This is a genomic window from Oceanobacillus sojae (assembly GCF_900162665.1).
GTDB lineage: Bacteria > Bacillota > Bacilli > Bacillales > Amphibacillaceae > Oceanobacillus > Oceanobacillus sojae_A.
In genome coordinates, this window is record NZ_LT727812.1 from 1024005 (window position 1) to 1036466 (window position 12462).

The window sequence follows — 12462 nt, forward strand, 5'->3', positions numbered from 1 at the left end:
ACTGCAAGTAACAGTAAATTTCCTGAAGTTTTGTAGTATTTATCTAGCTTTTGGAACACACACTTTAATCATAAATATGCACTTGAATATCCTCTTCACCGGCATCCCGGTACAGGAGACTTTCGGTCTTCTGGCTGGAAGTAATATTAATCTCAATATCATAGTAGTTCGGGAATATATCGTCAATAAGCCCGTCTACATATTGCGTAAACCCGATAATTTCTCCCTTGCCGTAAAATTCAATCGGAACATTAATACGTAATTTCTGAAGCTCTCCTTCTATATAAAAGCCTTCACCTACCATGCCAACGTAGTTAGGAAAGAATTTACGAATTTCATTTCCGAAGTTTGTTACACGTTCCTGATCATCGTAATATTTTTCCTGTCCTTCATCAGAAGGAAAAAGAATATTCTCTTCTTCTACATTATCCCATCCGTCAACAGAATTGCTGCCGGCGGCAACATTTGTTTTGGCTACAAAATTTCCCGGTACAGGAGAAGATTGTTCTGCTTCTCTGTAAACAGCAATCATAATAGGAATATCACTTAATTCCTCGTCATTTTCACGTATGTCATTGACAATATTCTGTGCAATCTCTGTCGCCTTTTCCATCATCTCACTCTCAGAGATATCTTCATATTGAGTGGGCTCGCCGGTATCTGTCTGAAATTCATAAACAGACTTCATTGCAAGTCCAATGGAAATCCCCTCTAAATTAGCATTGCCGCCTTCCTCGGACTTTAAATAATTCTGCTCTAATATATGTGTCAGATAGCGCGGATTTTCCCGGAATGTTTTTTCGTCTGAGCCTTTTTCTACTTCCGGATTTAGCTGATCAATCCAATCGGTGACACGACTGGAGTCAAAATACTGCCCTTCCTGAAAGTAGTAATCTTCCGGGTTATAGGAGTCTTTGGAAAGACGGCGCAGCCCTTCTTCCATCTCATCAATATCTACACGGTTTGCTACCTGTCTAGTAATAACTCCTCTTGCTTCACTTGGTTTATACGGTAAAATCATCCGGTAATTATCACCAGAAAGTCTATTGCTTGGCACAATGGAGGTTTCTTCCTGTTCTGCGTCGTCCTGTACAATTTCTTCCTCATCTGATGATTGCTGTGTACACCCGCTTAAAATCAGTGCCAACACAGCAATGGATGCTATCCATTTTTTCAAAGCTCATCACTCCTCTCCCTGAGCCGCTTCTTTTAACTCTGTTTCGCTCCACACTTCTACACCCAGTTTTTCAGCCTTTTCCAGCTTTGAACCGGCGTCTGCTCCGGCAATAACTAAATCTGTTTTTTTACTTACGCTTCCTGTTACAGTTCCGCCCAGAGATTCAATCAGCTCTTTTGCTTCTTTTCTAGTATACTGTTCCATTTTACCAGTCAATACAACTGTTTTTCCAGAGAATAAGCTATCTGTCGCAATTTCCGATTTCCGCTGACCAGTGTAGGTCATATTTACTCCAAGCTCTTTTAATTCCTTTAATAGCTGTGCTACTTTTTCTTCTTCAAAATAACGGACAATGGAATCTGCCATTTTCTCCCCAATTTCTTCAATTGCTACAATATCTTCCAAGGAGGCCTCTTGAATCCGCTCCATTGTTTCAAATTCCATTGCTAATGTCTGTGCTGCTTTTGATCCGATAAAACGGATACCTAATCCAAATAATAATCTTTCCAAAGAATTTTCCTTGGAAGCCTCTATTGCATTCAGAAGATTCGTCACGGACTTCTCACCCATCCGTTCCAAATTTAAAAGATCGTCTTTTTGCAGCCGATATAAATCAGCAATAGTATGGACCAGATCTTCACGGAAGAGCTGGATAATGACTCTTTCTCCTAAGCCATCAATATTCATTGCATTTCTGGAGACAAAATGAATCAGACCCTCCATCAGCTGTGCCGGACAGTTCGGATTGATGCAGCGCAACGCTACTTCTCCCTCCAGGCGGACGAGTTCATTACCACATGCAGGACACTCCTCAGGCATATGAAATTCTTCTTCCTCCCCTGTCCGCTGTTCAATAAGTGAGCGGACAACCTTTGGAATGATGTCTCCGGCTTTTTTAATAACAACCCGGTCACCAATACGAATATCCTGTTCACGAATTAAATCTTCATTATGCAGGGATGCCCGCTGCACGGTGGAGCCTGCTATGCGGACAGGGTCAAGAATGGCGGTAGGTGTTACTACACCGGTCCTGCCGACGCTTAATTCAATATCTTTTAATGTAGTTACTACTTCTTCTGCCGGAAACTTATAAGCAATCGCCCAACGTGGACTTTTTGCAGTAAAACCCAGTTCATCCTGATGGTCCAGACTGTCTACTTTAACCACTATACCATCTATTTCATAATTTAAATCTTTGCGATGCTCGGTCCAGTATGCAACATACTCCAACACTTCCTCAATGGTCCCGCATCTTTTCCATTCTTTATTTGTTTTAAAACCGAGGTCGTGCAAGGCATCTAAACTTTCACTATGACTGGTTATATTACTATTTTCCCACTCACCGACTCCGTATAGAAAAATATCTAAATTACGTTTAGCCGCTATTTTCGGATCCAGCTGTCTCAATGATCCGGCAGCTGCATTTCTTGGATTTGCAAAGGGCTCTTCTCCCTTTTCTTCTCTTTCTTCATTCAGTGCCAAAAAGGATTTATGCGGCATAAAAGCTTCTCCGCGGACTTCCAAGGTTCCAGCTTCTTTGATGCTTAATGGAATACTGCGTATGGTTCGCAGGTTAGATGTAATATCCTCACCGACCCGTCCATCACCACGGGTGGAACCCAAAACAAACCTCCCGTCCCGGTACTTCAGAGAAATTGCTAAACCGTCTATTTTCAGTTCACATACAAAAGTAATATCTCCGGATACTCCCTCTGCAGCCCGTCTGGCAAAATCTCTTAAATCCTGTTCGTTAAAAGCATTACCAAGACTCATCATCGGCGTTTCATGCGTTACCTTTTGAAAAGCATCGAGCGGTTCGCCGCCAATGCGCTGGGTAGGCGAATCCTCTCTCGCGAATTCAGGATATTCTTTTTCTAATTTTTCAAGCTCCCGCGATTTCTTATCATACTCTGAATCAGGGACAGTCGGGTTGTCCAATACATAATAGGAATAGCCATATTGGTTAAGAACCTCAACCAGGGAGTCCATGCGCTCTTTTATTTCTTGTTTATTCATTTTTCTTTACTCCTTTGTTATTGGGGCAAATTTTGCAAGAAGACGCTTGATACCAACTGGTGCCGGAAATGCTACATCCAGTTCCATCTTATCCCCTTCACCTTGGACTCTCACAACCGTACCTGTTCCCCATTTTTTATGGACTGCTTTTTCACCGACTGCCCAGTCTTTCGATTCTGCACCGCTGGATTTAGGCCCTTGAATCTTCTCAGCACGTCTTTTGGGAGGAGCTTCCTGCTTCTGCTTCATACCAAAGCTGTTTCGCAAGCTGCTGCCTCCGCCAAATGGAGATTTTTGAGCCGCTTCTCTTCCTTCCAATAATTCCTCAGGGATTTCATCAATAAAACGGCTGATCGGGTTCATGTTGGTGCGTCCATATAATGTACGCATTTGTGCATGAGTCAGGTAGAGCTCCTGCTCCGCTCTGGTAATGCCGACATAAGCAAGACGGCGCTCTTCCTCCATCTCTTCCTCATCAAACATAGAACGGCTATGCGGAAAGACGTTCTCTTCCATTCCTATTAAGAAAACAACAGGGAATTCTAATCCTTTTGCTGCATGCAGTGTCATCATGGTAATTTTTTGAGAGTGATCAGGGTCTTCTTCATCGACACGATCAATATCCGCAATCAATGCCAAATCTGTTAAAAAGGCAATGAGTGTTTTATCTTCATTTGCTTTTTCAAATTCCTGGGTAACGGTTTTAAACTCTTCTAAGTTCTCTAATCTCGATTGTGCCTCAATAGAACGTTCATTGTTCAGCATTTCCTCGTAGCCTGTCCGCTCCAACACAGCTCCCACCATGTCCGTTGCAGTTAAAAATTCCTGCTGCTGTGTGAGAGAACGGATAAGGTCCTGAAATCCTGCTAATGCGTTGGCAGCCTTTTTCGAAACACCTGTGAAATCGACTTCCTTCACTGCTTCATAGAGGGAAATATCATGCTCTGCAGCATATGCCTGCAGACGTTCAATCGATGTTTTCCCAATTCCTCTTTTCGGTTCATTCACTACACGCTGAAAGCTGATATCATCATCTGGATTCGTGATTAATCTTAAATAAGCAATCATATCTTTAATTTCTTTACGGTCATAGAATTTCGTGCCGCCGATCATCTGATAGCTTATAGCCGATTTTACAAAGGTGTCCTCTATTGCACGGGATTGTGCATTGGTACGATACAAAATCGCAATATCACTTGGCTGATATTTTCCGCCTTGGGTTAATTGCTGAATCATATCTGCAATATATAAGGCTTCTTCCTGCTCAGTTGCTCCTTTATAATAGGATATCTTCTTTCCGTCATCATTATCCGTCCAAAGATTTTTCGGCTTACGGCCGGAATTATTTCCAATGACTTTGTTCGCAGCCTGTAAAATAGACTTGGTAGAACGGTAATTTTGTTCCAGCATCACTGTTTTTACAGAAGGATAGTCTTTTTCAAAGGACAGGATATTCGTAATATCAGCCCCGCGCCAACGATAAATAGACTGGTCCGAGTCACCGACAACACATAAATTTTGATACTTTTCGGCAAGCTGCTTTACCAGATAGTATTGTGCATGGTTCGTATCCTGATACTCATCCACATGAATATATTGGAACCGCCTCTGGTAATATTCCAAAACCTCCGGTACACGATCGAATAAATGGATTGTTTGCATAATCAGATCATCAAAATCCAAGGATTGATTTTTCCGCAGCATCTTTTGATAGCCTTCATAGACCTGCGACACCTGCCGGTCATAGAAATTACCGGCATTTTTCGCGAACGCTTCTTCCGTAATCAGTTCATTTTTTGCTGTACTGATTTGTCCAAGCATCGCCCGGGGATCAAATTTCTTTGGATCAATATTTAAATTTTTAAGAACTTGCTTTATCACAGATAATTGGTCTCCACTATCCAGAATAGAAAAATTAGAAGAATATCCAATCCGGTCAATATCCCGGCGTAAAATCCGCACACACATCGAGTGGAAGGTAGAAACCCACATGTATTGCCCTTGAGGACCGACCAGTTTTGCTACACGTTCTTTCATTTCTCTCGCTGCCTTATTGGTAAAGGTAATCGCGAGTATATTACGTGGAGCTACTTCCTTCTCTCCCATTAAATAAGCAATCCGGTGTGTTAACACGCGTGTTTTTCCACTGCCTGCCCCTGCCATAATTAAGAGCGGCCCTTCTGTATGCCGTACAGCCTTCTGCTGCTCCGGGTTTAATGTATTTATCATCGCTTCAAGCGTTTGCTCCATGTTACATCTTCCTTCCTGAGCTTATTCTCCTTTAACAGCGTCTACTGTCTTGAGCGCTTGTTTTAAATTTGTATAAATGCTGTTTCCAACAATAATTGCATCGGCATGTTTATTCATCTTTTTGGCCTGCTCGGAAGTCTCAATACCGCCGCCGTAGAAAAGCTTTGTCTTATCAAGCTCTGCTTTCACCTCAGAGACGAGCTCCGGATCACCATATGTGCCACTGTATTCCACATAAAAAATTGGCAGATGAAAAACATTCTCTGCCATATAAGCGTATGCTTTCACATCATCTGTTTCCGGCAGTTCACAATTCGTATGCTGGAAGGCTTTTGCTTCCGGGTTTAAAATGCAATAACCTTCAAAGTATACCTCACTATACTCCATCATGTCGATATATTCTTTGATCGCTTTCTGTTGAATATCCATCACATATTTTTTCTCTTTCGAATTCAGCACCATAGGTACAAAATAGTAATCAAATCCCGGTGTTAACGCTTCTTCATTAGAGATTTCCAAAACAACCGGAACCGTGTGGGCTCTGCGTATTCTTGACAATAAATCCAGAACACCATCCAATGTGACATTATCTGTTCCGCCGACAATAATTGCATCCGTCCCTGATTCACATACTTTATCTAAGTCATCATCAGATATTTCCTTTGCCGGATCTAATTTAAACATATGTTTCCATTCATTTATATTCATATTAGTTACTGATCCTCCATTATTACATTCGTTTCTTCATTATAACAAAAATCGGCAAATTGTTAGAACGGATAAGGTAAAGATTTATACTTCTTTTATATAGAACTATTTTGTTCGATAAATGTTCTCACTTTCGGAACGGGTAATTCTGTCTTGGTGTTCAAACAGTTTAGAATGGATACTTCTTTTTTTAACATAGAACTAAATAATTTTCCCTTAGTCCTTTTAAGCGCAAAAATTCCCTGGTCACTTTCAATTATCCCTAAATTAGATGTATAGCCTTGGCGTGGAAATCGTATAGATATTATCCTTTTTAAGTATTCTTTCATCTCGATTGGAATTTCATCCAATTGTATTGGCGGCAATGTTTTCTCCTCCCTCAATAAGGTTTTTTATATTTATGCTTTAAAGCAGGGCAATTTATAAATAATGTGATCTGCCAGTTTCAATAACATGTAGGATAATGGCTTTATCAGTTGTTTGAGTACAGGACTGTCGACAGTTTTTAAAACGATACGATATAATTGTTGTTCACCAATACGAACGTTTGATCTTGTATTGATTATATAAAGAAATAGGATAATTATCAAATATCAGCATCCCTGATAGCTAAGCCTTATTTAAAATAAAACTTAATCATATATAACATAATAACCCAAAAATTGCAGAGATCTTTGAACAATCTTTTAAAGCACGTGTTAAGAAAGAACCGGGCAAAACCCGCCCGGTTCTTTCTATCTAAACTAGAGCACATCTGATAATTTGTATTCTTCTCTATGTTTGATGGCGCAATGTTTTCTTGATTTTCACGATCCAGCGTCTTGTCTCTTTTTGCCATGCACTTAACAGCTTTCTACTTAACTTCTTACTTCTTCTCAAATACATCCCATAGCGGTGAATCATTTTGAATTGCTCATCCGGAATATGACGGATCAAACGGCTGATAAATTCTTCCGCCGTTACCGTTTCACGTTTCTCTTTCCCATCTACTTTATCTATGTAGTTAAAAGTCACATACTGACCATCATATTCCTCGATCCGATTGACTCCAATCACTGGTCGACGAATATAACGTCCAATATAGCTCAGTTGATCTTTTATCTTTCCTTTTTGTTTTGGCACAAACACATAGAAGCCTTCTCCATTATTGGAAAATGCCTTTTGTAATCTCGGTTGGATCCTTTTCTTCTCCTCTTTTGTTACGTGTTTCCGAATAAACTTTAATACGACTGTCTGCCATTGTTTTCGAAGCATTTCAAACGGGATATAGTCATACGCTTTCCACTCTCCTTTTTTCGTCACTCCTCCCATACTCACTAACATATGCACATGCGGCTTAAAATTCACTTTCTCTCCAAAGGTATGCAATCCCGCGATGCCGCAAAAATATCTCACGCAAATGTTCATCCATCATAAAAATCACATAACGATGGTTCACCTGCAAGACTCCTTCCGTTATCAGACGACTCCATTCTTCACTTTCTCCAACAAAACAGGTCGTACAACAACGACCTTTACATCGAAAGGGCACATGCCTAACATCCTGACATCCTTCACAAACAAAGAGTTTGAATCCTGTTATTGGGTTCCTATAGTCTCGAATACTGGGGTAGCGCTATTTTTATATACTTTCTTATCTTTTAAAAAAAACTGTTACACAACCATATATCTGATTGTGCAACAGCCTCTTTTACATTGATACTATTTTTTTGCAATCATTTCAATTTCTACTTCAGCACCGAGTGGTAACGCAAGCACTGCTATACAAGTTCTTGCAGGAAATGGTGCTGTAAATTGCTTTTCATATACTTCATTCATTACAGCAAAATCATCCATGTTTGTTAGATAAACATTTACTTTTATCACATCATCCGAGATAAGATTAGCTTCTTTCATTACTTCAAACAAATTATCAAAACACTGTTGCGTCTGAGCAGCAATATCACCAGTCATATCCCGGGCATCCGGTGCATTTTTGGCTGTTTGACCAGAAAAATAAATATAATCACCTGTATCGACAGCGTGTGAATAGGGACCTGAGACTTGAGCGAATTCCGCATTGTATGTTTTTCTCATTAGATGCAACTCTCCTTTTTTCCGATGTATTTAACACTATCCAAACTAGTTATGAAAAGAGAAATCCAGTCCAATTCACTTACTGAAATTGGTTCAGACTTCTCCTTGGAATATGGAATATCCATGCTCAGGTTTTAATCTTCGTCATTTACATCCAGTCTTCCCAAAACAAGATTATAACCATCGCTTCCATAGTTAATACAGCGTCTTACCCGGGAAATCGTTGCGGTCGATGCTTTTGTTTCCTGTTCTATCGCACTGTACGTTTTTCCTTCTGTCAGCATTTTTGCTACCTGTAGCCGCTGCGATAAGGATTGTATCTCTGACATCGTTGCAATATCATCAAAAAACTGATAGCACTCTTCACGCGTATCTAATGACAAAATGGCATCAAATAATTGATCAAGCTGCTCTCCTCGTAACCTGTCTATTTGCATTTCTTTTCCCCCTTATTTTCTCCTACCCTCTTTTAAGGTCGTTTCTAAAAGAAGGATAGGGATAGATTTTATCCATAACTAAAGTGATATCACTATAAATAATTTCATCAAAACAACTTACAATCTTATCGCATGGTGGCCGGAATAACAATCTCTCTCATTTTCACATCGAGTAATCCCTGCTGTGTAATACGAAAGAAAGGTAAATGAAATGCCGAAAGAAATAATAAGCTGTAAATCGGGTCTTGATAAGCATACCCATACTCTGTAAGTACTTTCTTTATTTTCTCATTCATTTCAATTAATTCTTCCATCTTATTATCCGGCATAACGCCTCCAAGTGGGAGCGGCATTTCCGCTAAAATTTCACCCTGGTCTGCCAGTACAATGCCTCCGCCTAATGCTTTCATCCGTTGTGTGGCTTTAGCAATATCTTTTTTAGAATTACCAATAAGGATAATATCTCCTGTTGCAGAATAGCTGCTGGCTAATGCACCGAGTTTTGGCGCAAAACCACGGATAATTGTATTTACACGCCACTCACCTTTTTTATCAATTAATGTAATAAACTGCTCCTGCTTTTCAGAAGAAATTTCTTCCGCACTGACATCGGAAACGATACTATAAGGCTTGATAATCACATCATTAACCATATCCATACCTATCGGGCTGGAAAACTGCAAATCCTCTTCTGTCAGCTCCCAGTCAAGTTCAAGTGGTGTAATATCATATTTTTCCCAATCAATAACCGATGGAAAAGAAATATCTTTCCCGTTCTTTTTTATCCATTTCCCCTTGCCGATAACACTCTCAGGATGCGGGTTTTGTTTATCCATTAAAATATTCAGGTGAGCTACCCGTCCCGGCGCGATGCTTCCGAACTCTTCTTCCATATTAAAATGTCTGGCAGGATGATAGCTTGCCATCCGATAAGCAGTCTCTGCAGGCAGGCCTTTTTCAATTGCTTTTTCAATACAAACGTTAATCATGCCATCCTTCATAAAGGCAGGCGTCGGTCCATCCATTGTAAAACTAATATTATCAAATTGCGTTAATCCTTTTTCCAGTAGTCCTTCGATAATATCAGGTAAATCTGGACGGATCGGTGAATAACGGAGGCTGACACGATAGCCAAGCTCCAGTCTTTTTAAAACATCCTCTGCAGTCATAGATTCATGATCACTGGTGATTCCCAAAAGCTTCATTTTAGTTAAAGTACGGGAGGATGCCCCGGGTAAATGGCCTTCTATCGGCTTCCCAAGCTTCTTCATCTCCTGAATCCAGTAAAGTAAACGGTCCCCTCCTGTTAATAAGCTTGGCCAGTCGGTTAGCTCTCCTCCCTGAATTACCAGCGGATTCTCCGCCCAATCCAACACATCTTTCGTATTAAAAATATGTTTATCCTTTAGTGTTGTCTGGCCGTCAAACCGATTCCACCAGAACATACTTACTGGTAAATTAGAGAAAGCATTTATCATAGAGAACGTTTTCTTTTTATTGAGAAGCAAATACCATGTCAGATTGTCATTCACTAGCGTTGTTGTCCCGGTTTTCGCAGCATACATTGCCGTTACTTCCGGATTCGCAGCTTGAAAAGGATGTGAATGCGGCTCAATGTATCCTGGTACAACAAATTTCCCACGGCAATCATAATACTCTGTTTCTGTGGTTTCTTCCGGTAATTTTTCACCAACATATATAATTCGATCCTCATAAATCCAAATGTTTGCCTCTACCCATTGATTTGTATATACATTTAAATAGGTTGTATTGGTTAAGACAATACTTGGCGCAACCGACCCGTCAATCACTCTTATATGCTGTCGTAATTCTCGATTTCTCCATAATGTCATTAAGCAACTCTCCACTATTTGTCATTTTCTTTATTTTATCACATTGCAGTACTTTAATATAGTAAAGTTGCTTTCCTATCCTTGAACTAAAAAAAGCCGCGCCTCTATACACCTATAGAAGCACGGCTGTCTGAATTCACTTTTAAAATACACTTTTCTGTTATTGCACATTCTCCACTAAATAGGTTGCTATTTGCGGGAAGAAGGATAAAAGCAGGATAAATAAAACCATGATCACAGCATAAGGGATGACCCCTTTAACAATTTCAGAAATGGTATTCCTTTTATCCAGTCCTTTTAAAACAAAGAGGTTTAACCCTACTGGCGGTGAAATTAATGCTAATTCCATATTGATTACCATAATAACCGCAAACCATATTGGATCGAAGCCAAGAGCAGTGATAATAGGGAATAAAATTGGTACGGTAATAACCAGAATAGAAATTGTCTCCAAGAACATTCCTAAAATAAGTAATACGATATTAATCAGAATAAAAATAACCCACGGCGATACATCTAAGGAAATAGCTGTCTCCGTAATTGCTTGCGGAATTTGTAAAATCGTCAGGATAAATCCGAGTAACATCGCACCAATGATAATAAACAGAATCATTGCATTTGTCTTCACAGTAGATAAGATAATCAGCTTTAAATTATCTACTGTCAGGTTGCGATACACCAGCAATGCAATCAGAAAGGCAAGAACTACCCCTATTGCCGCAGCTTCTGTCGGGGTAAATATCCCCGAATAAATTCCTCCGATAATTACAATCGGCAGCAGCAGCCCCCAAATTGCTTTTTTGGAAGCTTCCCATCTCTCTGTCCATGTAGCAGGTTCTTCTTTAATATGCCGCATTTGAATAGAAGAAAAAATCATAAAAATCAATGTCAATATAATTCCTGGTACAACTCCGGCAATAAATAATTTACCTACAGATACACCGGTAAGCGATCCATATAAAATCATTGGTACACTTGGCGGAATAAGAATGCCTAAAGTTCCTCCAGCTGCTAACAGCCCAAGCACATACCTTTTTTTATATCCACGGCGAACCATTTCCGGAAGCGCGACAGCTCCGACTGTTACCGCTGTCGCAACACTGGATCCGGAGATTGCTGAGAAAATCGTACAACAGAAGATCGTTGCTATCGCTAAGCCTCCGGGAAAATGTCTGAACCATCTGCTTGCCATCTCATATAAATCTCTGCCGACCCCGCTGACAACGAGTATTTGGCTCATCAGTACATACATTGGTAAAGCTGTCAGGGTAAAGTCATCCAATGATTTATAGGCGATAATCGGAATTTGTGCAAAAGCAAAACTGCCGCCATTAAAGAAATACATCCCAAGTACAGCCAGCAGCCCTAAAGAAAAAGCTACGGGAAGACCAATAAGCAACAGTGTCGCTAAACCTCCTGCAAAGAATATATTCATAGATGATCTCCCCCTTTATGTACGCCGCCATCTATCAGCTGTAATATAAATGCGATAACCAGCAAAACACCGCCTATCGGAATGAAGCTTTCCGGTAAATACATCGGTATCCGCAATAAGGAGGTAGAAGTTACTCCTAATTCAAATGTTTTAAAAACGTGTATGAATCCGTACCATGTAAGGATAATACTAAAAATCAAACCAAGTGCATTAGAGATATAAGCTAATACAATACGTGCCTTCTCATTCACTCGGTTAATGATTAAATCCACCGTGATATGCGAATACATTCTCACTGCATAAGCTGTTCCCAAAAAACAGCTCCCAATAATCGCATAGGTAGATAATTCTGTTGCCCATATGGTCGGCATACTGAAAAATGCTCTGGACATTACCTCATAGAATGTCATGATAGTCGTCATAAATATTAAAATACCGGACAAATAAGCAGCCCATTTAATCAGTAAATCAGAAAAATGATATAGTTTATTCATGATATAACTCCTTTCT

At 40.0% G+C, this 12462-nt stretch carries 10 protein-coding genes and 1 pseudogene; all 11 read right to left on the reverse strand.

Features of this window, described 5'->3' with window-relative positions; translation table 11 throughout:
* Nucleotides 1-64: 64 nt before the first annotated feature.
* Nucleotides 65-1177 carry a CamS family sex pheromone protein gene (locus BN1068_RS15900; RefSeq protein WP_077603802.1) on the reverse strand — a complete coding sequence of 371 codons (1113 nt, stop codon included), beginning with the start codon at nucleotides 1175-1177 and terminating at the stop codon, nucleotides 65-67.
* A gap of 6 nt (nucleotides 1178-1183) precedes the next feature.
* A complete protein-coding gene (ligA, locus tag BN1068_RS15905; protein WP_077603803.1) occupies nucleotides 1184-3193 on the reverse strand; it encodes an NAD-dependent DNA ligase LigA in 2010 nt (669 codons plus the stop codon).
* A 6-nt stretch (nucleotides 3194-3199) separates the two neighbouring features.
* Nucleotides 3200-5443: a DNA helicase PcrA gene (gene pcrA / locus BN1068_RS15910; protein ID WP_077603804.1), complete on the reverse strand. Its 2244-nt coding sequence runs from the start codon at nucleotides 5441-5443 to the stop codon at nucleotides 3200-3202.
* Nucleotides 5444-5464: 21 nt separating this feature from the next.
* Nucleotides 5465-6151, reverse strand: a complete 687-nt coding sequence (locus BN1068_RS15915) for a heptaprenylglyceryl phosphate synthase (RefSeq protein WP_077603805.1) — start codon at nucleotides 6149-6151, stop codon at nucleotides 5465-5467.
* A gap of 95 nt (nucleotides 6152-6246) precedes the next feature.
* Complete coding sequence (locus BN1068_RS15920) at nucleotides 6247-6516, reverse strand: hypothetical protein (protein ID WP_077603806.1); 270 nt, start codon at nucleotides 6514-6516, stop codon at nucleotides 6247-6249.
* A 412-nt stretch (nucleotides 6517-6928) separates the two neighbouring features.
* A pseudogene (locus tag BN1068_RS15925) lies at nucleotides 6929-7736 on the reverse strand (IS91 family transposase); the annotation flags it as partial.
* A gap of 116 nt (nucleotides 7737-7852) precedes the next feature.
* Complete coding sequence (locus BN1068_RS15930) at nucleotides 7853-8227, reverse strand: RidA family protein (RefSeq protein WP_077603807.1); 375 nt, start codon at nucleotides 8225-8227, stop codon at nucleotides 7853-7855.
* A gap of 134 nt (nucleotides 8228-8361) precedes the next feature.
* Complete coding sequence (locus BN1068_RS15935; protein WP_077603808.1) at nucleotides 8362-8664, reverse strand: YerC/YecD family TrpR-related protein; 303 nt, start codon at nucleotides 8662-8664, stop codon at nucleotides 8362-8364.
* A gap of 125 nt (nucleotides 8665-8789) precedes the next feature.
* Nucleotides 8790-10517 (reverse strand): adenine deaminase C-terminal domain-containing protein, encoded by a 1728-nt coding sequence (locus tag BN1068_RS15940; RefSeq protein ID WP_077603809.1) that lies wholly within the window; start codon nucleotides 10515-10517, stop codon nucleotides 8790-8792.
* 160 nt (nucleotides 10518-10677) lie between these two features.
* Nucleotides 10678-11952 carry a TRAP transporter large permease gene (locus tag BN1068_RS15945; protein WP_077603810.1) on the reverse strand — a complete coding sequence of 425 codons (1275 nt, stop codon included), beginning with the start codon at nucleotides 11950-11952 and terminating at the stop codon, nucleotides 10678-10680.
* A complete protein-coding gene (locus tag BN1068_RS15950; protein WP_077604099.1) occupies nucleotides 11949-12446 on the reverse strand; it encodes a TRAP transporter small permease in 498 nt (165 codons plus the stop codon). Before BN1068_RS15950 ends, BN1068_RS15945 begins: the two co-directional genes overlap by 4 nt.
* Nucleotides 12447-12462: the final 16 nt, after the last annotated feature.

Excerpts from the sequence above, each read along its gene's own strand:
- BN1068_RS15935 (WP_077603808.1), bottom strand. The coding sequence starts at position 8,664 with ATGCAAATAGACAGGTTACGAGGAGAGCAGCTTGATCAATTATTTGAT.
- BN1068_RS15945 (WP_077603810.1), bottom strand. The coding sequence starts at position 11,952 with ATGAATATATTCTTTGCAGGAGGTTTAGCGACACTGTTGCTTATTGGT.
- pcrA (WP_077603804.1), bottom strand. The coding sequence starts at position 5,443 with ATGGAGCAAACGCTTGAAGCGATGATAAATACATTAAACCCGGAGCAG.
- BN1068_RS15915 (WP_077603805.1), bottom strand. The coding sequence starts at position 6,151 with ATGAATATAAATGAATGGAAACATATGTTTAAATTAGATCCGGCAAAG.
- BN1068_RS15940 (WP_077603809.1), bottom strand. The coding sequence starts at position 10,517 with ATGACATTATGGAGAAATCGAGAATTACGACAGCATATAAGAGTGATT.
- BN1068_RS15950 (WP_077604099.1), bottom strand. The coding sequence starts at position 12,446 with ATGAATAAACTATATCATTTTTCTGATTTACTGATTAAATGGGCTGCT.
- ligA (WP_077603803.1), bottom strand. The coding sequence starts at position 3,193 with ATGAATAAACAAGAAATAAAAGAGCGCATGGACTCCCTGGTTGAGGTT.
- BN1068_RS15930 (WP_077603807.1), bottom strand. The coding sequence starts at position 8,227 with ATGAGAAAAACATACAATGCGGAATTCGCTCAAGTCTCAGGTCCCTAT.